Below are 23,787 nucleotides of genomic sequence, written 5' to 3'. Positions count from 1 at the left end.
CAGACTCGTAAGAAACAAATAACTCTGGAACCGGCGCCAGATTGCTAAGCATCGTCATGTCAAATTTCTCGCTGTACTTGCGTTCAATGTTGGGGTGCGGTTTGCCGCAGATTTGCTGCGCATAACGCTTCTGTGTGAAGAAAGTCTAGCATCACGTGAGCAAAGCTGACGAAAAGGGAGGGAATGGCGCGTCCCTGCCACCAATGGGTACGAAATTCTATAGCAGGCCGGTTTTGAAGGTCTTTGGTCCGTTGTTTAGGGTGTGATTGCCTGGAAGCGGGAAAACCGTCTCCTTTGCGAACTAAGGCGATTTTAGTCTTAGGGATTTGGAGGGAGTGGTGGGGGAGGCATCAATGTTGGCTCTTGTTGCGATGCACCGTTTCCAGAACCTGCATTAACTCGGTGCCGGAAGTGACCGCGAGTGCGGACAGCGGTTCAGACACACCCCGCAGGTCCAGAGTTTTCAGTTTCAATCCTGCGGTGTCATGACCCGCGCTGTGCAGCAGCACTTCGGACACCAGAAGCTCAACTTTCAGTTCTTTAGTCATGCCCTCTAGGCGGCTGGTGGCATTCACGGTGTCACCGATCAAGGTACGTGGTGCATGTCCTGCGGCGCCAATTTCTCCCAACACCAAATTTCCCAGATGCAATCCCATACCAATGGCAACCGGAGGGACATCTTCGCTGGCCAATGTCTGGTTGAACCTGGCCAGTTCGGCACTGATGTTTTCAGCTGCTTTTAGTGCGGTTCGAGCCGAAGAGTGTTCGTCCTCGGTTTCAAATACCGCCAGCAGCCCATCTCCAAGATATTTGTCCACAGTGCCGCCAGACTGGACGATGCTAGGCACGATCGCGTCAAAAAAGCGGTTCAGCAGAAACACTACATCATAGGGTAGTTGCCCGGTGGTGCGGGCCGTAAAGCCGCGCATATCAAGGAACAGGATCGCCAGTCGACGTTCTTCGCCCTGGCTGGCATGTGCACGGCCCCGTTTGCCGTCTGGGCGAAACACCCGCAGCACGGTCAGAGGATGTGTCGGTCGGATCTGACAGGCAAGTCGGGCATTGTCCGGAGCCTTGACCGCCGCCAGACTGCGGGCTTCTGCAGCAGATGGGGGGTGCAGTAAATCACCGCCATCTTCGATAATGACCCGGCAGGTGGTGCAGCGACCCCGACCACCGCAGAGCGACGTATGTGGGACACCGTTGTTTCGCGAGATTTCCAGCAGCGTCAAACCCTTAAATGCCGATACCTCTGGTCCGTTGCTGTATTTGATGCGCACGGATTTTCGCCAACTCAGAACTTTACGGGTCATATAGAACGTTGCCGCCAGTGCCAGAACGGCCCAGAACGTGTAGAGCATGTAATCTGCGATCATGACCAAAGTGGCAAACGCATCGGCATCAGGCCAGTGGTAGTCCCTCACCAGCGCACTGCGGATTTGGTCGTCTTGAAACAGTAAGAGCATCCGGCGCCCCTGAACCATAAATCCAGACAGGGCAAATGCTGGTACCAACATGGCGACGCCAACCAAGACAGGGAACCATCGCTGCCACCAGGATTTTGCGCGTATCCAGAAATGCAGCCCCATGCAGCCATGCACCCAGACAATCAGCAGCAGTACCGCCTGCCAGGCGCCATCGACAGTATCCCAAAGCAGAACGGTGACGTAACCGTACTCATCGTTCACGCCAAACATATCATGCGCCACATGTGTATGGACAATGTGCTTGATCAACAGAAACGGGACGAGAAGGCCCAGAACAACCTGCGTTGCCTCCCATGCGGGCATTCGCAATGTACGCCGTAGGGCGAGTGTGTAAATCGACAGCCCAGCATGGATCAGGAGTGACGCCATCAAGACGAACTCGCCAATTTCACTGCGGGTTATTGCTAGGCGGGCGTCTTGCCCCCAATCCAGTGCCTCATCCGAGAACAACCCAAGGCCAAGGTTGAGAAAGTGAAAAAAGGCAAAGGTGAACAGAATTAATCCGGTGACAATCCGGGTCCGCGTAGCCCAATTGCCGCGCCACAGGTCGTTCAAGGTCTGGCCCTCCAGGTTGGCTCAAATCTGACCCAAACTGTGCGGGCAGAGAGAAAATCCGTCAAGTCATGCTGTTAGGGGGCAGCCAAGGGGTTGCTGTCCCAGTGGGGGCTAAGGCAGCGCCCGTAATCTCGTTCCAGCGAAAGAGAACGATGTGCCAGCGTGCGGCGTTGGTGCGGGCGGCATATATCATTCCGTCAGCACCAGTACTGCGGGCCGCATCGCTGGCTTGCCAAGTGGTTGCTGGTTCTCCGGTCTCTCGCTGCGGTCGCCAGAGCGTATCGGCAGCTTTGGGGCAAATCTGCAAACCCTTGCAGGTTTCTGGATCACGAAGGTCCAGCAGTCTCGCGTTGTTCAATTGCAGGGGGACCGAAACGCGGGGCGGGTCATTGTCTGAGACGTAATTTAAGACTGCATAGCCAGCTGAGTCGACAGATGGGGAAAGATACAGGGCAGGCTGCCCCGAATGGTGAAATCGCCCCTCGGGCGAGATCACACCGTTCAAAACCTGATCAGCGAACTTTTCATACACAATCCGGTAGAAAAGCCCGCTGACAGTTTTCATCAGTCTTCGGCCTCCGCCAAGAACTTCTCGGCGTCCAGCGCTGCCATACAGCCCATCCCTGCCGAGGTAACAGCCTGACGGTAAACGTGGTCGGTCAAGTCGCCGGCTGCGAATACTCCGGGCACGCTGGTCTTTGTGGTACCGGGTTCGGTAACGACATAGCCGCCGGAATGGGTTTCCAGCGTGTCCTTAACCAACTCGCTGGCAGGCGCGTGGCCGATGGCAACAAACACACCTTTGCAAGGGATTTCCGTCAGTTCGCCGGTTTTGACATTCTCGGTGACAATACCCTCAACGCCCAATGGGTTCTCGGTGCCAACAACTTCTTTCAGGGTGTTGAACCACAGCGGTACGATCTTTTCGTTCTTTTCCAACCGGTCGATCAGGATCTTCTCTGCCCGCAGCTCGTCGCGGCGGTGGACCAGCGTGACCTTAGAGGCAAACTTGGTCAAGAACAGGGCTTCTTCAACTGCGGTGTTGCCACCGCCAATGACCACAATTTCCTGACCGCGATAAAAGAAACCGTCACAGGTGGCGCAGGCGGAAACGCCAAAGCCCTTGAATTTCTCTTCGCTCTCCAGCCCCAACCATTTGGCGCGTGCACCAGTGGCCAGAATCACAGCATCAGCGGTGTAGATGGTGCCGCTGTCGCTCTTGGCTGTGAAAGGGCGCTTGGATGTGTCCAGTTCAGTGATGATATCGCCAATGATCTCGCAGCCCATCGCCTGCGCGTGCTCTTGCATCTTGATCATCAGGTCCGGGCCCTGCACCTCGGTGTAGCCGGGGTAGTTCTCGACCTCGGTGGTGGTGGTCAGCTGGCCGCCGGGCTCGATCCCCTGAACCAGAATTGGCTCCAGCATGGCGCGGCTGGCATAGACGCCGGCCGTATAGCCCGCAGGCCCCGAGCCAATGATCAGAACCTTGGTGTGGCGCGTGTCAGTCATCAAAGCATCCCCAATTATGCAGCTGGGCGGGTGGTCCGCCGGTTGCGATGTCATATAACGACCCAGCTGGGCGGCTTAAACCCCTCGCAGTGACTCTGCTGTTCTGAAAGGACCTGAATGTCGGTCAGCAAAGATTATTGCGCTAACGTGAAATATAATTGCGCGTATCTCTGGCGCTGTTATAAGAAACGCAAATCTGACGGAGAGCTGAACATGGTCACAACACGCCTGGACCCGATTGATCGCAAGATACTTTCGGAGCTACAAGCCGATGGGCGCATGACCAATGTGGAGCTGGCCAAACGCGTTGGCATATCCGCGCCACCCTGTTTGCGCCGGGTGCGCACGCTGGAAGAGGCGGGGTTTATTCGTGGCTATCACGCAGAAGTAAATGCGCGTGAACTGGGATTCGAAGTGCAGGTCTTTGCTATGGTCGGGTTGGAAAGTCAGGCCGAGGTGGAGCTAAGCGCCTTTGAAGAGAAGTGCCGCGGCTGGCCCTTGGTGCGCGAGTGCCACATGCTGAACGGCGAAGTGGATTTCATTTTGAAATGCGTATCCCCGGATCTGAGCACTTTCCAGAGCTTTCTGACAGGGGATTTGCTGAGCACGCCAAATGTGGCATCGGTCAAGACCTCACTGGTGATCCGCGGTGCTAAGGATGAACCAGGAGTGCCGTTTGAGGTGCTGGAAGAGCGACTGGCCAAAGAGGCCTAGCTGATAAATTGGGTGGCTGGGAAGGCGCAGAGAACCTCCCCACTGATCATCTGCAATCCGCAGTGAACAGCGTCAACAGAACACCCCGTCGGGTGTTTTCGCTTTTGGCCGTTCTCATTTTCCCACGCCGGTCTTTGAACCCAACCACGATGTCATCGGCCTTGGCCAGATCCCTCAGCAGATCCCGGTTAGGATCAGCATAAAGCGAGCTGGTTTTGCCTGACGTCCGCGCACGAATTTTGTGGGGCCGCCCGTCCGTCATGATGGTGATCAGAGTTGATTTTTCAGGTTGGTAGCCGCGGGTATCAATCACCAGAGTTTCTTGCCCCCGCACACAGCTGACTGCAATCGCACTCGGGTCGTCGTGGCTCCTGCGATCCAGTTCCAGCACGACATGTTCTGCTGATCGATGGCTCAAACCATCAAGCCTGGTCTCTTCGGTCCAACGTCCTGCCTGAGCGGATGAGCCGACGGCCAGATTGGCTGCAACAAGCGCAGCAGTGACAAGGGGGGCGAGTGTCTTGGGTGTCATTCTTTTTCTTTCGGGTGGCCGTTTTGGCTGTACTGCTTCAGTTGGCGAAAACCATCGGGATACCGATCCGGTTTCGGGTTGGCCGCTCCCAGCATCTAAGAACGTGTAAATTGCCCTTCAACAGGACCTGCCAAAGAAATTCCTGTTGGTCTGGCGATTGCCTCTTAACAAGCTTCTGCGCTTTACCCTTGGACCACCTCAGCCTATAACGCGCCTATGACCCACCGTGCGGCCATCATTATTCGAATTATATCCCCGGCTCTCTGAACCATGAGACGCCGGGCCAAGGTGTTTGATCCGTCACACCGACCGCAATTGATATTCACGAACAGACCATCCAAAGGACGCCCCCATGTGCGCCGACACGCCTGAAACACCCGACTATAAAACCACGCTGAACCTGCCCAAAACTGACTTCCCAATGCGCGCTGGCCTGCCCAAGCGCGAGCCTAAGTGGCTGGAACGTTGGGAAAAAATTGGCGTTTACGACCGCCTGCGCGAGAAAAATGGACGTGAACCGTTCACGCTGCACGATGGCCCTCCATATGCCAACGGCCACCTGCACATCGGTCACGCGCTGAACAAAACCATCAAAGACATGATCGTGCGTTCACACCAGATGATGGGTTTTGATGCACGATACGTGCCGGGCTGGGATTGCCACGGTCTGCCGATCGAGTGGAAGATCGAGGAAAAGTACCGCAAAAAGGGCAAGAACAAAGACGACGTGGATATCGTCGACTTCCGTCAGGAATGCCGCAAGTTCGCCGAGGGTTGGGTCGATATCCAGCGCGAAGAGTTCAAACGTCTGGGCATCACAGGTAACTGGGATGACCCATATCTGACCATGGCCTATCACGCCGAGGCGGTGATTGCCGGTGAATTCCAAAAGTTCCTGATGAACGGTACTCTGTATCAGGGCTCTAAGCCCGTGATGTGGTCGCCGGTTGAGAAAACTGCGCTGGCCGAGGCCGAGGTTGAGTACCACGACAAAGAAAGCTTCACCATCTGGGTGAAGTTCAAAGTGGCCAACGAAGACCACAAGCTTTCCGGCGCTCAGGTGGTGATCTGGACCACAACCCCTTGGACAATCCCATCGAACAAAGCGGTCGTCTTTGGTCAGGACATTGCCTATGGCCTCTACGAAGTCACCGGCACGCCCGAGGAATCTTGGGTTGCGGTTGGCGACAAATACATCCTCGCTGACAATCTTGCCATTGAAGTGATGAAGCGCGCCCGTCTCGAAAAAGACCAGTACACTCGCGTCGCTGACGTGTCGGTCGAAGATCTTGAAGGTATTGATTTGCAGCACCCGCTGCACGGCGCCGAAGACTCCAACGGTGAATGGGACGGCCTGCGTGACTTCCGCGCCGCGCCTTTTGTGACCGATACCGAAGGTACAGGTTTTGTGCACTGCGCCCCAAGCCACGGTATGGAAGAATTTGAACTCTACCGTGATCTGGGCATGCTAGAGCAGATGATCACCTATAACGTGATGGATGACGGTGGTTTCCGCGCTGAACTGCCGTTCTTTGGTGGCACCTATATCCTAAACCGCAAGGGCGGCGAGGGCGATGCCAACAAAAAGATCATCGATAAACTGGTCGAAGTTGGCGGGCTAATGGCTCGCGGCAAGATCAAGCACAGCTATCCACACTCGTGGCGGTCCAAGGCTCCGATCATCTATCGCAACACGCCGCAGTGGTTTGCCGCCGTGGATCGTGAGATCGGCGATGATCAGGACACCTACGGAAAAACCATCCGCGACCGTGCCCTGACCTCGATCGACGAACTGGTCAAATGGACCCCGGCCAAGGGCCGCAACCGTCTGCACGCGATGATCGAAACCCGCCCTGACTGGGTTCTGTCACGCCAGCGCGCCTGGGGTGTACCGCTGACCTGCTTTATCAAAAAGGGTCTGTTGCCAACGGACGAGGGCTTCCTGCTGCGTGATGACGCCGTGAATGCGCGTGTTGTCGCGGCGTTCGAGGCCGAAGGCGCAGACGCTTGGTACATGGACGGCGCCAAAGAACGCTTCCTTGGTGATGACTATAACGCGGATGAGTGGGAGCAGGTGTTTGACGTGCTCGATGTGTGGTTCGACTCTGGCTCGACCCACGCCTTTGTGCTGCGCGACCGCGAAGACGGCACCAAAGACGGTATTGCCGATGTCTACATGGAAGGCACCGACCAGCACCGTGGTTGGTTCCACTCATCCCTGTTGCAAGCCTGTGGCACCAAGGGCCGCGCGCCGTATCGCAACGTTGTTACCCACGGCTTCACACTGGACGAAAAAGGCATGAAAATGTCCAAGTCCCTGGGCAATACAATCGTGCCGGAAACTGTGGTCAAACAGTACGGTGCGGATATCCTGCGTCTCTGGGTGGCCCAAACCGATTACACGGCGGATCAGCGGATCGGCCCGGAAATCCTGAAAGGTGTGGCCGACAGCTATCGCCGCCTGCGCAACACCATGCGGTTCATGCTCGGCAGTCTTGATGGGTTTGATGACGCACAAAAGGTTGAGCCAGAAGACATGCCGCGTCTGGAGCGCTGGGTGCTGCACCGCATGGCCGAATTGGATCACGAAGTGCGCAGTGGCTATCAGGCGTTTGATTTCCAGGGTGTATTCTCTGCCGTGTTCAACTTTGCCACTGTAGACCTGTCCAGCTTCTACTTTGATGTACGCAAGGATGCGCTGTACTGCGATGGCGACACACTGGCTGCGCGCTCGGCGCGGACCGTGTTGGACCTGCTGTTCCACCGTATCACCGCCTGGCTGGCGCCAATCCTGGTCTTCACCATGGAAGAGGTCTGGCTAGAGCGGTATTCGGAAGAGGATGCATCGATCCACCTGACGGACTTCCCACATACACCTGCCGATTGGCTGGACGAGCCATTGGCAGAGAACCTGGCCAAAGTCCGCCGCGTGCGCCGGGTGACCACAGCGGCGTTGGAGTTGCAGCGTCAGGATAAGGTGATCGGGTCCAGCCTTGAGGCCGCGCCAGTGGTGCATGTCGAAGATCCCGAGGTCGTTGCTATCCTGCGCACCGTGCCACTGGATGATCTGTTCATCACCTCTGGTGTTGTCCTGACGGGTGATCCGGCCCCGGCCGAAGCCTTCCGTATGCCCGAATATGACGGCATCTCGGTGGTGTTCGAGAAGGCAGAAGGCGACAAGTGCCAACGTTGCTGGAAGATCTTGCCAGACGTAGGCCATCACGCGCACCCGGATGTCTGTGGCCGTTGTAATGACGCGCTGGGCTAATGCGCGCCCGTGAACATGGCATCAAGATCGGGCGCTTTGCGCCCGGTCCATTAAACGCCATTACTGATGTGGCCGGTGTTAAAATCGGCCATGTCACTCTGATCGAAGGGGAGCGCACCCGCACAGGTGCCACTGCGATCCTGCCTCATTCTGACAATGTATTTACCAACCGACCACGGGCAGGTCTGTCGGTGCTCAACGGCTTTGGAAAATTTGCTGGCGCCACCCAGGTGCAAGAGCTGGGCGAGCTGGAAACCCCAATCCTTCTGACCAATACACTTGCCACCGGACGGGCCGTAGAGGCGCTGGTGCAGCACACTCTGGCGCATCCCGAAAACAAATTGGTGACCTCTATCAATGCCGTGGTTGGCGAAACCAACGACGGGCGTCTCAATGACATTCGTGCAGCACGCCCAACGATTGAAGAGATGCGACTGGCGCTGAGTACAGCGTCCAAAGGTCCCGTCGCAGAGGGCGCAGTTGGGGCAGGTACTGGGACCATCTCGTTTGGGCTGAAGGGCGGAATTGGCACCGCGTCGCGTCTGGTAGAGGGGCATAGCCTAGGGGTGCTGGTGCAGTCCAATTTCGGCGGCACACTGCGGGTCAATGGGCAAGAGCTCCATGAAACATCCAAAGCAGATGCTGATGGGTCCATCGTCATTGTCATTGCCACCGATGCACCGCTTTGCGCGCGCAATCTAACCCGTCTGGCAACGCGCAGCTTTGCAGGACTGGCGCGCATTGGCTCCAGCCTGTCAAATGGCTCCGGTGATTATGCTTTGGCCTTCACCAGCACGTCTGCTGACATGCCCAACGACCAGTGTTCGCCCCTGTTCGAAGCAGTGATCGAAGCCACGGAAGAGGCCATCCTAAACGCGCTTTTAGCGGCAAGAGACATGCAAGGCTACGACGCGCTAAGAGATCGTCCAAACCTGATCCGATCTCTCAAGTTGTGAACTGTCTTTTGACGGTTGCGAGGTGACGAGAAAGGCAACCCAAGGTGTTGGGTGGCCTCTTGTTCTAGCCGAGCAGGGTCTGAACGACATTGTATTCGGTGCTGGCGTCAACCGTGGTTGTCTCGGATGGTCCTGCAATCAGACCGGCAATGACCGATCCCATGTCTGCCTCGTCTGGCGGAGGCAGGGTTGCCGCCGCATCCTGCGATGTCTCGTCCATTGCAGTCGCGGGTGTCACAGCGTCCGGCGTTTCGGTTGTCGCTGTTGCGTCGGTGACCGTGGCCGTTTGCGCGGCTTGTGTTTCCTCAGCGGCGGCAGCTTGTTTAGCCCGCCAACCCCAGGCTTTGGCATGATCTGGGGGGCCAGGTTGTTTACTGTTGGTTGTAGAGTTAAGCGCGTTGCTAAGGCCGCCAACTGATGAGACCGAGTTCATAGTGTTTCTCCAACGTAGAGTGATGGCATATGTGTGCTGCCACCAAATTACGATGAAACTACTAGAAAATGGATGACGAGGACGGCCGGAGCCTGCCCAGACTGATTAGAATTTATCTTAGATGAACAAAGGGCTGAAAGGGCTGAGGTAATTTCCTTCGGGAGCAAATCCTATATCGCTTAAAACTTTAGCGAACCGGGCATTTGGGCCGCCAACCCGGGCGGCGGAACTTACGATAGCACGCCAAGTGCCAAGCGGTACTGCTGATCCGCTTGAATCACGCTGACAGGTTTTGGACCTGCATAACAACCCGACCGAAGGTCCTGAGCATCGGACTGCAGGGCCAGGGCTCCGTTTGGCGCTTTGCCCAGGGCGACCAGCCGGGCCTCGGCACGGGCGGGTCCAACGTGTTGGGTCAACAACTGCTGCGCCAGTGCACCACCAAGCGCGGCCAGACGGGCAGCTTCACGCGCTGGGCCTACATATTCGGTCTGCAGGTACTTTTGACGCTGATCTTCAACAGTCTTCGCAGCGATGGTGGTCCGGATGATCTCTTTGTTTTCCTCCAACGTGACAATCGCGTCGGCTTGGATCATCGCGGCCTCAACGGTACGCTGAACGGGCTTGTAAACGCTTATGTTGCCGGAGACTGCTGAGATCAATTGCTTCGCCTTTCGTTTAAATCCTTCCTAAGGTTTACTTGAATTTTAGGAAAACTGGGGCGCAAATTTTAGTAAAGGTTAACGCGCAGGCGAACCGGGTGCCTTTTGTTTGTTATCCGCGGGCTGATTTCATTGATGGAGGTGTTAACACCTGTCGCCTCTTGCGCTGCGTGTAGGAATGAATGAGGGTGCGCCTTATGCCCATTGCTTCCCTTCATACACCCGTTGGCCAGCTCTCTCTTGAAGAGCAGGATGGCGCGATTGTACGCCTGAGCTGGTCCAGCGAAGCCACTGCCAGAACTGCGCTGCTGGATGCGGCGCTGGATCAACTGCAGGCCTATTTTGCAGGGGAATTGCAGGTTTTCGATCTGCCGCTTTATGTGCAGGGCTCTGATTTCCAGCGTGCCGTTTGCGATGCCATGTCGGCCATCCCCTTTGGTGAGACCCTGACATATGGCGATATCGCGCGTGAACTCGGTGGCTCTGCGCAACCGGTCGGCAATGCCTGCGGTGCCAACCCAATCCCGGTGATCATCCCATGTCACCGTGTATTGGGGGCAAACGGGTTGGGCGGGTTCTCTGGTGCAGGCGGTGTCGAGACCAAGGTCACATTGCTGAAACATGAAGGCGCAGCTGGGCTGCTGATTTGAGGGCCGCATGAGCGCGACAATTTTTCTGGCCGTAATGTTTGCGGCCTTTTTGCATGCGGGATGGAATGCGCTGGTCAAAACCGGTGGCGACAAGTTTCAGGCGATGTTCATCCTGTCGACCTCGCAAGGGGTGATAGGGCTGCTGATGGCCCTTGTACTGCCGATGCCACAGGGGCAGGTCTGGCTGTGGTTGTTGGCTTCAGGCTTGGTGCACTCACTGTACAAATTCTTTCTGACCTCAGCGTATGAACACGGTGATCTGAGCCGGGTCTATCCAATTGCCCGCGGGTTGGCGCCCATGTTGGTGGCACTCGCAGGGGTGTTTTTCCTGTCCGACCAATTGTCTGTGCTTGAGTACGTGGGAATTGCGGCGCTGGGCTGTGGGATCATCGCGATGGCGCGCGGCGTGTTCAGCAATGGCGAAAGCCAGCATATGCTGCGATTTGCTTTTGCATCAGCCCTGATGACGGCCTGCTATTCCCTGATTGATGGGCTGGGCGCCCGCGCGGCTGGCGACGCCACTGTTTTTGTCGCCTGGATGTTCCTGATCGATGGGGTGATTTTTGGCTCATGGGCGCTGTGGCTGCGCGGTCAGTCTGTGCTGTCGGCGCGGCGTCGGGTCTGGCTGCGCGGCTGCATGGCAGGTGGGGCGTCGCTGGGGGCCTATTGGATCGCTGTTTGGGCGATGACACAGGCCCCAATTGCACTGGTGACAGCACTGCGCGAGACATCGATTCTGTTTGCCGTGCTCATTGGAGTGGTGGTGTTTCGCGAGAAGTTTGACCGCGCCAAAGCAGCAGCCACCGTATTGATCGTTGGCGGTGTGGTGTTGACGCGGATCTAGCGAGCTTCAGCTTGCTCTGGACTTGCACCGAGCAGGGATAATCTGCTGAACAATGCCGACAAACAGTAGGTACAAGGATGTCACAACCAATCCCCAATGCGCCCAGCTTTGCGGATGAAAATCGACCCATGCGGCCCATCCAGCAAAGAAGGTCCAGGCCAGTGCCACGGGTAATGAAATCCAGCGCCAGCGTTCGGTGCGGACGGGGTGAATGAATTTCAGTGGAACAAACATGCCGACGGATAGCAGGGTGACCAGTGCGAGGCTGGTCCAGTGGCTGGGCTGTAACGCAAAGATCACCAAGACCAGCATGTTCCAGCAGCCGGGAAAACCGGCAAACGAATTGTCTTTGGTCTTCATCCGGGTGTCGGCAAAATACATCGCGCTGGCAAAGGTGATGACAATGATCGCAAACCAGCCTGTCCAGCCAGCCATCAAACCCGAATTAAACAGGGCAAAGGCAGGAATGAACACATAGGTCAGATAATCGATGATCAGATCCAGCAACACGCCATCGAATTCCGGCGCATAGGTTTTGACCTCGAAATGGCGGGCGAGGGGGCCGTCAACACCGTCAACGGCAAAAGCCACTACAAGCCACAGGAACATCAGGCTCCATTCCTGTTCAACAGCTGCCAACATCGCCAACATCGCCAGAACGGCGCCAGTGGCGGTGAAAAGATGGACACTAAGGGCGCGGATCTGTGGAGTCATTTACATGTGATGGCGAATTTCCCCACCGCCTGCAAGAGGTCAGCTGTCAGATCGGCGAATTTCCATCAGTGCGTAGATCTGGATCCTGATACCTTGCCAGGTGCTGTTGCGGCTGAAAGCGTCAGTTGCCGACCCGTACCTCTTCCAGTGGATAGGCCAGAAAATCCTGATCTTCCCAGCTGCTATGGCAGTCATGACAGAATGCTTGGCGGAACTTCATGGGTTTCCCATTGGGCTGGATCCCGCCGTACAACCAGTCATTGGTCTCAGCGGCGGCGCCAGCCTCCAGTTTGGTCATGATAAACAAAGGCCCCACCACAGCGGCTTGTGTCTTCTTGTTGATCTTGATGCTTTCCTTGGCCAATATTGATCCAACCGGCATCATGACACCATCTTCGGCAAACTTCAGATATTGTTCGGCAGCAATGTCGTTGGCATAGGTCATCAGCAACCGGTTACCATGGGCTCCGGCCACGCCATGCCGGGTGCCGGTGACGGTCCAGTTGCGGTAGTCTTTGGCCACCATATCGCCGCCTTTGCTGTATCCTTCGGGCATTTTATCGCCGATGCAGTCATAGATGCTGGCAATGTCAGCGGCTTCCAGATCAAACGGTTCAGTGATTGATACGGGGCAATCCTGTGCCTGCGCGGCAGCGCCAAGGAATATCATGGCTGACAATACAGTCGCAAATTTCAAGACATGGGTCATAGTGTTGGCTCCTGTTGTTATTCTCTCACCAGATAGGCAGAACAAAATTACAGGTTTTTGGCGGCCTTGCTGTGCACGATGCTACACAAGCCCGTGACGCGTCAGGCCTTGGGGTGGCTGCGGTTGTAAACGTCCATCAGGTGTGCGCTATCAACGGCTGTATAGGCCTGAGTTGTGGACAGCGAGGCGTGTCCCAACAATTCTTGGATAGATCGCAGGTCGCCGCCGGCCTCCAGCAGATGGGTGGCAAAGCTGTGGCGCAAGGCATGTGGGGTGGCCGTGGCAGGGAGCCCCAATTGGGCGCGGGTCTTGGCCATGACTCCCTGAATAATGCGGGGGTTCAGCGCGCCACCGCGTACCCCACGAAATAGCGGGCCATCCGCCTCATGTGGGTGCGGACACAGGGTCAGGTAACGGTCAACCGCAGTGCGGGCGGTGTCGATCACGGGAACGATGCGTTCCTTGCCGCCTTTGCCGGTGACGCGCAGCACCGTTGCAATAGGTGCGTCTTTACCAAGCAATCCCAGCGCCTCGGAAATCCGCAATCCACAGCCATACAGCAACGTCACCACAGCCACATCGCGGGCGGCAACCCAGTCTGAGCCTGATTGTAGCTCAACTGTATCCAGTACGGCCTTGGCAGCATCAGCGGCCAGCGGACGCGGTAGCTTCTTTTGAAACTTGGGGGTGCGGGCCATCAAGACGGCAGTGGGTTCAAACCCTTCACGTTCTGCCAGCCAGCGGTAGAAACTTTTGACGGCTGACAGTTTGCGGGCCAGCGAGCGGGCGCCAGTGCCACTGTTGCGCGTCTCGGCCATCCAGGCGCGCATGTCGGCGGTAGAGATCGACTGTAGGGCGCCCAGCCCCTGAGGCGTACCAAAATGCAATGTCATGAACGACAGAAACTCGCTCACGTCACCGGCATACGCGGTCAGGGTATTGTTTGCGGCACCATTCAACGCCTTTTTACTGGCCAGCCAGTTCTGCAACGCATCACGACAAGCTGGCGAGATCAGGCTCACGACAGCCAGTGACGCATCGACCGCTCAAACACGCCGCCAAAAAAGGTGAGCAGTTCAGTGCCATGTTGTGGGGTGAATTGATGTGGGTCTTCGGCGCCCATAACCAGCAGGCCGGGCAGACGCCCGTCACCAAAGTCCAGCTTCAGGCAGGCCTCTGAGCGGACCCAGTCAGCCTTGTCGCCATAAAGCTGCGGCATCCCACCCTGCACCTGACGCAGGGTGACAGGGCGGACCATGCCGCCACGACCCTGGCTGATGTAGTCATCAATAAAGCCTGGTTCGACAATATTCAGAACCTCACCCATGCGCTCTACGGCGTTGGTCTGATCGTTCTGGGCTGATTCCAGGACCAGAGTGATAGCATCAAGCCGCATGATCTCAGACAATTCCCCCCGCAGGTTTTGCAGGAAGTCTTCAAAATTTGTGGGATCCATCAGCCGCAGCACAGCGCGGTGAATTTGATTGGTGCCCGCCAGATTGTCATAAGCGGCTGCAATCACTGACCGATGAGTGTCTTCCAGACGGTCCAGACGTGCCTCCATCCGGTCCATGGCAATGCCACGAAGATCGACGATATTGGCCCCCATGGAACGTTCATTGGCCGAAACCAGCGCGTTCATCACGGTTTGATCTTCAAGCACCGCATCGGGCTTGTCGACAATTGCTTTGCGTAGGGATTCTTCTAGGACGGGACTGCTGCTCATTCTTTGACCTCTGCTGGGTTTGGCGCACGGTATAACACGGGTTTTAATGAAAAGTGGGGATTTTTTATGAAGGGGCAGTTTTTTGCGCAGTGCGGGGCGTGGCATGCTCTCAAATGGCGACTAAGTTTGATTTGATCCGGGGGGTATCAAAAGCCAGCGCCGGGTCTTCAATCCCGGATAGTTTTGCCGGAACAATGAATGCCCCCCTCATATGTTCCGCCGATTTGCGATTGCGCGGTTGAGGCACCCGCGAGCAAGAATATTCCCAAGCCCGCGACCGAAAACAATTTGAACCGACACATGAAAAATTCCAATTATTACGAGAAACATTCGTACATGGTAATTTCCCATTTTCGTATACCTGTAAAGACGCAGGTCCAGTCATGCATGTATTGCGAGTAACCATTTGAGGCTTGCAGTGATTGTAGATGGGCCGTTTCGCGAAAGGATAACTGGATGTGTCTTGCATGGTAGACATCGTAAACGGGTTGCTTGTTAGAAATGGGCAAGTCCTGATGGCCCGGCGCTGTGCCAACAGACGTCTATATCCCAACACTTGGAGCTTCCCCGGCGGGCATGTCGAAACGGGTGAAACGCTAAAACAAGCCCTGCAAAGGGAGCTGTTGGAAGAGATTGGTATTGCGCCAAGGTCAGTGATGCTGCTGACACGGCTTTATGATCGCCCGCAACAGGATGGAACCGATGTGACGTTTCATCTCTTTATTGTTGAAGAATGGGACAAAGATCCCGCCAATTTAGGCGACGAACATAGCGAGTTGCGCTGGGTTCAAATTAGCCTTGCCGCTGTGCTACCGGATCTCGCAATGGCGTCCTATCGGGATGTATTTACCAGCCTGTTGGTTCAGTAAAACACCCGAACTTCGGCTGATTTGACCCCAATCTATAGCTTCTGTTTCACTTCTAAAGGGCGGTCTTGGAAATCTGAAATTAAAGGAAGACAGGTTTAGCAAATATCCGTTACACTTTTGAGAGGGGCAAAAAGGAGCGCTTTGCGTGGGCAAGGAAAAACTAACGATTATAAAGGCTGACGTCAAAAACGAGGTCGCCAAGATAGTAAAACCAAAATTCGTCGAGCTGGGGAAAATGACCTTTGTGGCGAGCTGCGAAGTTGACAGCAGCGTTGCCAAAGAGCTCGATACCGACGCCAGATTTGTTGCCAAACTCTATGATGACGCAACCAAAGAGTACAAAAAATTGCTGGGCGAAGTCAGCCTGCGTGTGCAAGCCGCTGATAACCTCGGTTCGGTCATGCCGCTGACCGACAAGGAATGCAAAGAGTTCGACGCTGACATCAACAAAATCTTCGCGAAGTACCAAAAGTCGATCGAAGGTGTTGCCAATGCCCACTTTAGTAAGTGGAAACAGGCCAACAAGGACCGCAAAAAATACCGTCTTAAAGTGGTGAGCACGATCGTTATCGGCAGCGCCTGTGCCATCGGCAGCACCGCGTCACTTGCGGCAGGTGCGGTGACAGGCGGGGTCTCTATCGCGGCAAGTATTTATGGCATCGCCCAAAGCGTCGTCTCTGTGGCAAGGGCAATTCAGAAAGTCACCTCAGATCTGGAGAAGGTTCACCAGAACCTTGAAAAGGCGATCAAGGAACTTGTTTCAGCTTATACCAAGCAATCAAAGGCTAAGGTGAAGGCCAAGGAAATCGGCAAAGAGTTTCTGGCTGACTTCCTGATGATTGAAACCTCGGGGTTTAACCGGGTCGACAAACATCTCGAAACCTACAAGGCCAAGCTCAAGAACCTTGATCTGGAAGCCGCCAAGCTGGGCAAAGAGCTAAACAAAATCCTCGATCAGCAAAGCAAACTCGACAAGGAAATCGACAAAAAGCTTGGTAAAATGGTCAAAGATCGAAAATACAAAAGCAAGAAGATCGACGGTCTGTTTGAGTCGATGGAGCAGGCGCGCAAAGCTACGTCACAGCTTATCAAAGACATCGAAGATTTTGATGCCAGACTGAAACCGGCCGAGAAATTTCGCGACAGCACTCAAAAGGCCGTGGATGCATTACGCCATAAAGATCCCACTTGGGCCAAATGGGCGATCTGGATCGGCAGCCTTGGTCTATCAGGTGGAGTTTCGACGATTGCTGCGGGCGGGCAAAATCTGGTCAAAGCCGCCGACGGCATAGGAAAGGGCCTTGGGGCGCTGGCCTCAGAACTCGGCTAAGGTCATTTGCCGATCGTATGCCTGGTGTTATGAAAAATTCTGCAGGCTGAAACAGCCCCAGATCGGCAAAAGGCGGCGCATTCGACCGGAAAGAGGCCTCTACGTGCTTTTGGGGGCGGTTCAGAGGCGCGACAAGGACCGGTTCTATTGTTTTGCGGTGAGAGCAGGCCTCGGAAAATATGGGTTGTGAAATGTTACGTTATAACATACGAGTCTTGACGGTCCGCCACATTCACCCGGGAGAAACCTGTGAAAGATACCATTACTGAAGATACTCGCCTTCCCGTGACGATTTTGTCCGGCTTTCTAGGTGCCGGTAAAACAACACTTCTGAACCGAGTATTGAACAACCGCGATGGACGCCGCGTAGCCGTTATCGTCAACGATATGTCCGAAGTGAATATTGATGCAGATCTGGTGCGTGAAGGCACGCAGCTATCGCGGTCCGAAGAAAAATTGGTCGAAATGTCGAATGGCTGCATTTGCTGCACGCTGCGCGACGACCTGCTGAAAGAAGTGCGTCAACTGTCAGAAGAGGGACGGTTTGACTATCTTCTGATCGAATCTACGGGAATTTCCGAGCCACTTCCTGTAGCTGCTACCTTTGATTTTCGAGATGAACAGGGGCAGAGCCTGTCCGATGTCGCCCGTCTTGATACCATGGTGACAGTTGTAGATGCAGTGAACCTGCTCAAGGATTTTTCCAGCCATGATTTCCTGACTGATCGTGGGGAAAGCCTGGGCGAAGGGGATGACCGCAGTCTGGTTAGCCTGTTGACCGAACAAATCGAATTTTCTGACGTTATTATTCTCAACAAAGTTACAGATGCAGGGCCAGAAAAGTCCGACAACGCGCGAAAAATCATTCGCAGCTTGAATGCTGACGCCAAGATCATTGAAACAGACCACTCGGACGTGTCGGCAGGATCAATTCTTGACACCGGTCTGTTCGACTTCGACACCGCGCATGAACACCCTATGTGGGCCAAAGAGCTATACGGCTTTGCAAACCACACACCAGAGGATGAAGAATACGGCATCACTTCTTTTGTGTACCATGCGCGCGCGCCTTTTCATCCGCAAAGACTTCACGATCTGCTGAACGGAGAACTGCCCGGAGTGATCCGTGCCAAAGGGCATTTCTGGATCGCAACCCGTCCAAATTGGGCTGCTGAGTACAGCCTTGCAGGTGCTTTGTCCTCCGTCACTCCACTGGGACGCTGGTGGGCGACCATGCCAGAAGACCGACTGCCAACTCATCCGCAAGCTCAGGCCGAGATCGCGCGGAACTGGGCCGAGCCTTGGGGGGATCGGCGCCAAGAGCTAGTGTTCATAGGCGTAGGGTTAGACCGCGAAGTAATCTGTGAGCGCTTGAACGCAGCATTGATCGACACGGCCAATTTTCAACCCGATAACTGGCTGGACTTGCCGGATCCGTTTCCAGCTTGGGGACATCAGTAGTGGTCGCTCAGCTTAGTCCTCAGGTGACAAGGCTTATGCCAGTCGGAGTTGACATGGTTGAGAATGCCGAGGGATTGTCGGTCATTCATCGTCCTGATTGCGCTGCTGTAATTTGGCGAAGACCGTTGCGTGCTTCAATCCAGTCTTGGATCGATGGCCTCGCACCAGAGCAGTTGCCCAAAGCAAGGATTGTCTTACCTATCGAGTCGGTGCGGGATGCTGTTGTTCAGATTTGCGAGAGCAGAGGTACACCAGATTGCAAAAACCGCACTATTTTGATTGAAGATGTTACCGCGCTGGCCAAAACCTTTTCAGGTCTGGTGTCCTCGCGGTATTTGCGTTTGCGCCTTGATGTTGTGACAACAAATGCCTGTCGCAAGTTTCATGTTGATGCGGTCACCACACGGCTGATCTGCACTTACCGCGGGACAGGGACGCAATACGGAAACGGCCAAGGCAATGCTGATCCAAAGCGGATTTTCACAGCGCCAACCGGCGCTGCGATCCTTCTGCGAGGCACTCAATGGCCTGAGCAGCCTCGATCCGGTCTAATGCATCGCTCTCCGCCTATTCAGGGCACAGGCGAAACACGTTTGCTCCTTGTGCTAGATCCGGTCCCGAACCCTAGTGGTTTTTAATAGAACGGGTCGGTCCGATTGGGATGACTGGCTGGTACTCAGCATGTTTCGTCTCCTGCACAGCAACGTTCACAAAAAAAGGAGGCACCCATTGGCGCCTCCCTTTATCTTGTCGTTGTCAGTGACCTTACAGGATCTTGATGTCTGCTAGGAACGTCTCCAGACCTTAGTCCGTCTTGTAATGAGAAACCTGATAGCGTGAGATTCGTCAGTCAGATGAATACAAACCCAGTCGGTTGTTGCTGTCTCACCAAAACAAAATTGTTTTCGTTTCTGGGGTTCAGCCCAGGCCCAATGCGTACTTTATCGCTTCGGCAACGAACGACGGGGTGACGATGCATTGTTTGTCTTCTGGCAAACACCATCTGCCCGGAGACTGATTGTCCTCCAACATTTTCGGAAATCCAAACCACATATGCACAACGGTCAATTGGCCAGAGGATTCTGCGTCCAGCCGTAAGCGAATAGTGTCTTTCCCTTCAAATTCATACTCCCGCAGAACCACACAAATGCAGTGTCATTTACGACGATTTTTCGGGATCCGCGTTTTGAAAAGCCATCGTCGAGGAGCTCCACAAATTTAATCATTTAGATTTCGGAATTTTGCGAAATTGGTCAACTAGGTTCAAAGCTAAAGAAGAATGCCAGTGATTGCGGCAATGTTACTTGTCGGAACTGCTCACATTGACGTCCCAACAAAACTTGTGTGTCTTTTGGAAACCTCAAGACATACACTCTTCTTGAAAACAGTTCATTCATCATACCAAACGAACCGCATGTGGTTTCCGCTTCAAATTCCGGCTTACCTACTACGCGATCTAAAATGTCTGCTTGTACAACACCGTGTTCTAAAATTCTTAGATCTGCGTTAGGGACCTTGAACCCTAAACAATCATGCAACCTGCCTCGTGGGTCCGAAAACAGAATTACCTCATCACGATAGTGATCCGCTGAGTTTCGAATGCTGATAACCTCTTCCACATAGTTAGACCACGCGGTACTGCACAAATCCTCAGCGGCTGAAGTTTTGCTGGAAAAGCACAACAACAAAAAAGATGGTTACCTGAACTAACGTCGCAATAAATCTGTTCATATTCCCTCGACGGCTGATTTACTGAGACGAAATAGGGCTGATTTTTTTCCAAAATGCTACTGAATAAAGCGGCATGCATCCAACCGCATTTTCCCAGTCAATTTGTTCAACCTCTCCGACCTTTTTGTCGTAATGTCTGGGGACGGGAGTGCCGAATTGTTAGGGTGACTTAAAACTGGGAAGCCCGTTCGAAACAAAAAAGGGAGGTACCGCTAGGCACCTCCTCTCAATCTCAAAATGTCTGCACCGTTTACAGGATCTTGATGTCTGCCGCTTTGATGTCAGCCAAGAACTGCGCCAGGCCTTTGTCGGTCAGCGGGTGGTTGATCAGCGATTTGATCACGCCGGGAGGCGCAGTGATCACGTCGGCACCCAGACGGGCAGAGTCGAGCACGTGATTCACAGTGCGGATAGAGGCCGCCAGGATTTCAGTTTCAAAACCGTAGTTGTCATAGATGGTGCGGATGTCTTCGATCAGCTCCATTCCGTCCAGGTTGATGTCATCCAGACGACCGATGAAAGGCGAGATGAAGCTTGCGCCCGCTTTTGCCGCCAGCAGCGCCTGGTTGGCCGAAAAGCACAGGGTGACATTGACCATGTAACCGTCGTCGGTCAGGGTTTTACAGGCTTTCAACCCATCCCAAGTCAACGGCACTTTGACGGCGATGTTTTCAGCGATCTCCACCAGTTTGCGGCCTTCGGCGATCATGGTCTCAGCGTCAACAGCGGTGACTTCGGCCGATACAGGACCGTCTACCAGATCACAGATTTCCTTGGTGACTTCGATGATGTCACGTCCGGATTTCTTGATCAGCGATGGGTTGGTGGTGACACCGTCCACCATGCCAAGTTCATTCAGCTCGGCAATGGCGTCGATTTCAGCGGTATCTACGAAGAATTTCATCAGACGGATCCTTTAGATGGTTTGGCCATTGTTTGCGCTAACCTTTAACGCAGCGGCGTAGGTTTGCGCTAGCCTTTAACGCAATAGCGAGGCATTAAAAACCCCTGAGGATGAAAGGCAGCAGCGTGAGCGAACAGGAGTTTTTTCATGCAGGCGAGCGGGTCGGGGTTCTGACCACGCAACCGCTTGATCGGGTTCTGGATTACCGCGCGCCCGAGGGCGGCTGTTTCCGCGGGGCCTATGTCGAGGTGCCACTGGGGCCGCGAAAGGTTTTGGGGGTGATCTGGGGTCCGGGGCGGGGCGATTTCGATTCGGCCAAACTGCGGTCGGTGAACCGGGTGCTGGATGTAGCCCCCATGCGTGAAGAGATGCGCCAGTTCCTCAGTCGCGCCGCAGATTACACCCTTACGCCAATGTCCTCGATGCTGCGGCTGGCCACCCGTGCGCCGGGGCTGTCTGATCCGGTGTCGATGCGCAAGGTTTTACGCCGTGGGCTGAGTGAACCCGAACGGATGACCGATGCCCGCGCGCGGGTTCTGGCCGCACTCGAGGACTACGGCGGGCTGTCTTTCACCCCCAAGGAACTGTCGGACCTGGCCGGGGTGACACCGTCGGTGGTCAAGGGGCTGGTGAAACAGGGCGCGCTGCGCGAGGAAGAAGCCCCCCGCGATTTGCCCTATCCGCATCTGGACCCGGAGCTGCCGGGGAAAACCCTGACTGATGATCAGGCAGGGGCTGCGGCGGTTCTGGCCAAGGCCGTGCAATCGGGGGCCTATGGCACCACGCTGCTAAAGGGCGTCACCGGGTCCGGCAAAACCGAAGTCTATCTAGAAGCCGTGGCCTCATGTCTGCGAACGGGACGGCAGGCACTGGTGCTGCTGCCCGAAATTGCCCTGACGGCTGAATTTCTGACCCGGGTCGAGGCGCGCTTTGGCGCCACCCCGGCAGAGTGGCATTCCGGCGCCACAATGACCGAACGGCGCCGGGTCTGGCGTATGGTGGGGCAGGGCAATGCGCAACTTGTGATCGGCGCGCGCTCCTCACTGTTTCTGCCCTTCCAGAACCTCGGGCTCATCATTGTCGATGAAGAACACGATACCTCCTACAAACAAGAGGATGGCGTGCTGTACAACGCCCGCGACATGGCGGTGCTGCGCGCGGCGATGTGTTCGGCGCAGGTGGTTTTGGCCTCGGCCACGCCAAGTCTGGAAAGCTGGACCAATGCCGAGGCAGGCAAATACCGCCGCTTGGACCTGACCGCACGCTTTGGCGCTGCTGTTCTGCCTGAGATGAAGGCGATTGATATGCGGGTCGAGAAACTCCCCGCCTCGACCTGGATCTCACCCACCCTGCGCCGCGCCATGGAGAAACGGATAGAAAATGGCGAGCAGTCGCTGTTGTTCCTGAACCGCCGCGGATTTGCGCCGGTGACCATCTGCCGGGCCTGTGGTGAACAGGTGGCCTGTGATCATTGTGACGCCCGCATGGTCGAGCACCGGTTCCAGAACCGCCTGATGTGCCACCAATGCGGCGAGACCAAACCACTGCCCACCGTCTGTCCGTCCTGCGAGGTCGAGGGCAAAATGGCCCCGGTTGGCCCGGGCATCGAACGGCTGGGGGAAGAGGCGGCAAGCGTGTTTCCCGACGCCCGGATCGCGGTGCTCAGCTCGGACCTGTTTGGATCGGCACGGGCACTGAAAGAACGGATATCCGAGATCGCCAAGGGTGAGGCCGATATAATCTTAGGCACCCAGCTGGTGGCCAAAGGGCACAACTTTCCACTGCTAACACTGGTCGGCGTGATTGATGCTGATCTGGGCCTGCAAGGATCAGACCTACGCGCAGCCGAGCGGACGTTCCAGCTGATGCGGCAGGTGGCCGGCCGCGCTGGGCGGGCCGAAAAACCGGGCGAGGCCCTGTTGCAGAGCTTCCAACCCGAGCACCCGGTGATCCGCGCTATCCTGTCAGGGGATGAAGAAGGTTTCTGGAAAGCCGAAGCCGCGGAACGCCAAGCCGCCGGGGTGCCGCCCTATGGGCGCATGGCCGGGATCATCCTGTCCGGGCCAGATCTGGCGCAGGTGTTTGATCTGGGCAACGCGTTGGCGCGCAATGATGGGCCGCTGCGATCAATCGGCGCGCAGGTCTATGGACCGGCGCCAGCCCCCATCGCCCGTATTCGCGGTCGCCATCGGGTGCGCCTGCTGGTTAAAGCCGACAAGGGGGTGCCGCTGCAGGACGCCATTTCGCGCTGGATTGCGCCCTGTCGGTTAACGGGTGAACTGCGGTTGAATGTTGATATCGATCCGCAGAACTTTTTCTGACGGTGCTGGGGGTTCGCTTGGAATTTGAGTATTTTTAGCAAAAAGAAACCCAAGTTGATTGATCGCGTCGATGTTTCTTTTTGCTGTAAATACTCATTGTGCAACCTGACCAGGTCTGTTGGCGTATCGGTGGAAGCGTTGCACAGGCAGCGAGCGGCCTGTTCACTCTGGGTTTCAGTTTTTCTGACAGATTGCCAATCAATCGCGATTATCGCCGGGCCTGACACCCCCAGCACTTGGAACAGGGCCCTATCACGATCGGGGCGCGCAGAGACAACGTTTAGCACGCGGGACTGATCTCCCGTCCGCATCCGCTTTGGCGGTACCGCCTTTCTTATTCCCAATTTGATCGCATCGCCGAGAGAGATCTTCACAGGAAAATCGAAACTGACAGGGCATTCATCCTGGCAGT

The 23,787-nt window shown here is 55.5% G+C and carries 21 protein-coding genes; 10 read left to right on the top strand and 11 right to left on the bottom strand.

Annotated elements, in window-relative coordinates:
• Window positions 1–350: 350 nt before the first annotated feature.
• From GO984_RS13445 to trxB, 3 genes are all read right to left on the bottom strand, one after another.
• Window positions 351–2,042 carry an adenylate/guanylate cyclase domain-containing protein gene (locus GO984_RS13445; RefSeq protein ID WP_157023028.1) on the bottom strand — a complete coding sequence of 564 codons (1,692 nt, stop codon included), beginning with the start codon at window positions 2,040–2,042 and terminating at the stop codon, window positions 351–353.
• 61 nt (window positions 2,043–2,103) lie between these two features.
• Window positions 2,104–2,607: an RES family NAD+ phosphorylase gene (locus GO984_RS13440; protein WP_157023027.1), complete on the bottom strand. Its 504-nt coding sequence runs from the start codon at window positions 2,605–2,607 to the stop codon at window positions 2,104–2,106.
• On the bottom strand, window positions 2,607–3,551 hold the full coding sequence (trxB, locus tag GO984_RS13435) for a thioredoxin-disulfide reductase (protein WP_157023026.1): 945 nt from the start codon (window positions 3,549–3,551) through the stop codon (window positions 2,607–2,609). The genes GO984_RS13440 and trxB overlap by 1 nt, the downstream gene beginning before the upstream one ends.
• A gap of 213 nt (window positions 3,552–3,764) precedes the next feature.
• On the opposite strand from trxB, the gene GO984_RS13430 reads away from it, so the two are divergent.
• Entirely contained in the window at window positions 3,765–4,265 is a 501-nt protein-coding gene (locus tag GO984_RS13430; RefSeq protein WP_157023025.1) for an Lrp/AsnC family transcriptional regulator, read from the top strand.
• A gap of 46 nt (window positions 4,266–4,311) precedes the next feature.
• Here GO984_RS13430 and GO984_RS13425 read toward each other — a convergent pair whose 3' ends face one another.
• On the bottom strand, window positions 4,312–4,797 hold the full coding sequence (locus GO984_RS13425; protein WP_157023024.1) for a hypothetical protein: 486 nt from the start codon (window positions 4,795–4,797) through the stop codon (window positions 4,312–4,314).
• 352 nt (window positions 4,798–5,149) lie between these two features.
• Here GO984_RS13425 and ileS point away from each other — a divergent pair, with 352 nt between their 5' ends.
• Both ileS and GO984_RS13415 read left to right on the top strand, forming a co-directional pair.
• Complete coding sequence (gene ileS, locus GO984_RS13420) at window positions 5,150–8,065, top strand: isoleucine--tRNA ligase (RefSeq protein ID WP_157023023.1); 2,916 nt, start codon at window positions 5,150–5,152, stop codon at window positions 8,063–8,065.
• Window positions 8,065–9,021 carry a P1 family peptidase gene (locus GO984_RS13415; RefSeq protein WP_157023022.1) on the top strand — a complete coding sequence of 319 codons (957 nt, stop codon included), beginning with the start codon at window positions 8,065–8,067 and terminating at the stop codon, window positions 9,019–9,021. The genes ileS and GO984_RS13415 overlap by 1 nt, the downstream gene beginning before the upstream one ends.
• A 64-nt stretch (window positions 9,022–9,085) precedes the next feature.
• Here the strand turns inward: GO984_RS13415 and GO984_RS13410 are convergent, their stop codons facing one another.
• Window positions 9,086–9,454, bottom strand: coding sequence for a hypothetical protein (locus tag GO984_RS13410; RefSeq protein WP_157023021.1), 369 nt, complete (start codon window positions 9,452–9,454; stop codon window positions 9,086–9,088).
• A 230-nt stretch (window positions 9,455–9,684) separates the two neighbouring features.
• Window positions 9,685–10,116 (bottom strand): hypothetical protein, encoded by a 432-nt coding sequence (locus GO984_RS13405; RefSeq protein WP_157023020.1) that lies wholly within the window; start codon window positions 10,114–10,116, stop codon window positions 9,685–9,687.
• A gap of 197 nt (window positions 10,117–10,313) precedes the next feature.
• Between GO984_RS13405 and GO984_RS13400 the strand changes: the two genes are divergently transcribed.
• Together GO984_RS13400 and GO984_RS13395 are read left to right on the top strand one after the other, a co-directional pair.
• Entirely contained in the window at window positions 10,314–10,766 is a 453-nt protein-coding gene (locus GO984_RS13400) for a methylated-DNA--[protein]-cysteine S-methyltransferase (protein ID WP_157023019.1), read from the top strand.
• A 7-nt stretch (window positions 10,767–10,773) separates the two neighbouring features.
• Entirely contained in the window at window positions 10,774–11,610 is an 837-nt protein-coding gene (locus tag GO984_RS13395) for an EamA family transporter (protein ID WP_157023018.1), read from the top strand.
• A gap of 6 nt (window positions 11,611–11,616) precedes the next feature.
• On the opposite strand, the gene GO984_RS13390 is transcribed toward GO984_RS13395, so the two are convergent.
• The 4 genes from GO984_RS13390 to GO984_RS13375 form a co-directional block, all read right to left on the bottom strand.
• Window positions 11,617–12,324: a CDP-alcohol phosphatidyltransferase family protein gene (locus tag GO984_RS13390; RefSeq protein ID WP_157023017.1), complete on the bottom strand. Its 708-nt coding sequence runs from the start codon at window positions 12,322–12,324 to the stop codon at window positions 11,617–11,619.
• Between the two features lie 121 nt (window positions 12,325–12,445).
• On the bottom strand, window positions 12,446–13,033 hold the full coding sequence (locus GO984_RS13385; RefSeq protein ID WP_157023016.1) for a cytochrome P460 family protein: 588 nt from the start codon (window positions 13,031–13,033) through the stop codon (window positions 12,446–12,448).
• 101 nt (window positions 13,034–13,134) lie between these two features.
• Window positions 13,135–14,055: a tyrosine-type recombinase/integrase gene (locus GO984_RS13380; RefSeq protein WP_167740328.1), complete on the bottom strand. Its 921-nt coding sequence runs from the start codon at window positions 14,053–14,055 to the stop codon at window positions 13,135–13,137.
• A complete protein-coding gene (locus tag GO984_RS13375; RefSeq protein WP_157023014.1) occupies window positions 14,052–14,759 on the bottom strand; it encodes a DUF484 family protein in 708 nt (235 codons plus the stop codon). The genes GO984_RS13380 and GO984_RS13375 overlap by 4 nt, the downstream gene beginning before the upstream one ends.
• 467 nt (window positions 14,760–15,226) lie before the next feature.
• Here GO984_RS13375 and GO984_RS13370 point away from each other — a divergent pair, with 467 nt between their 5' ends.
• The 4 genes from GO984_RS13370 (at window position 15,227) to GO984_RS13355 (ending at window position 19,057) form a co-directional block, all read left to right on the top strand.
• Complete coding sequence (locus GO984_RS13370) at window positions 15,227–15,628, top strand: NUDIX domain-containing protein (RefSeq protein ID WP_157023013.1); 402 nt, start codon at window positions 15,227–15,229, stop codon at window positions 15,626–15,628.
• A 145-nt stretch (window positions 15,629–15,773) separates the two neighbouring features.
• The gene (locus tag GO984_RS13365; RefSeq protein WP_157023012.1) at window positions 15,774–16,958 is read left to right on the top strand and encodes a hypothetical protein; all 1,185 of its coding nucleotides are present in this window, start codon (window positions 15,774–15,776) and stop codon (window positions 16,956–16,958) included.
• A 249-nt stretch (window positions 16,959–17,207) separates the two neighbouring features.
• Window positions 17,208–18,419 carry a GTP-binding protein gene (locus tag GO984_RS13360; protein ID WP_342448088.1) on the top strand — a complete coding sequence of 404 codons (1,212 nt, stop codon included), beginning with the start codon at window positions 17,208–17,210 and terminating at the stop codon, window positions 18,417–18,419.
• Between the two features lie 35 nt (window positions 18,420–18,454).
• Window positions 18,455–19,057, top strand: coding sequence for a DUF1826 domain-containing protein (locus tag GO984_RS13355; RefSeq protein WP_157023011.1), 603 nt, complete (start codon window positions 18,455–18,457; stop codon window positions 19,055–19,057).
• A gap of 1,343 nt (window positions 19,058–20,400) precedes the next feature.
• On the opposite strand, the gene fsa is transcribed toward GO984_RS13355, so the two are convergent.
• On the bottom strand, window positions 20,401–21,054 hold the full coding sequence (fsa, locus tag GO984_RS13350) for a fructose-6-phosphate aldolase (RefSeq protein ID WP_157023010.1): 654 nt from the start codon (window positions 21,052–21,054) through the stop codon (window positions 20,401–20,403).
• Window positions 21,055–21,179: 125 nt separating this feature from the next.
• Between fsa and GO984_RS13345 the strand changes: the two genes are divergently transcribed.
• The gene (locus GO984_RS13345; protein WP_167740327.1) at window positions 21,180–23,375 is read left to right on the top strand and encodes a primosomal protein N'; all 2,196 of its coding nucleotides are present in this window, start codon (window positions 21,180–21,182) and stop codon (window positions 23,373–23,375) included.
• The last annotated feature ends 412 nt before the right edge of the window (window positions 23,376–23,787 follow it).

This window comes from Parasedimentitalea huanghaiensis, assembly GCF_009753675.1.
In the GTDB taxonomy this organism is placed as follows: Bacteria; Pseudomonadota; Alphaproteobacteria; order Rhodobacterales; family Rhodobacteraceae; genus Parasedimentitalea; species Parasedimentitalea huanghaiensis.
The sequence above is the reverse complement of the archived record's forward strand: the minus strand, read 5'-3'. Positions and strand labels throughout refer to the sequence as shown.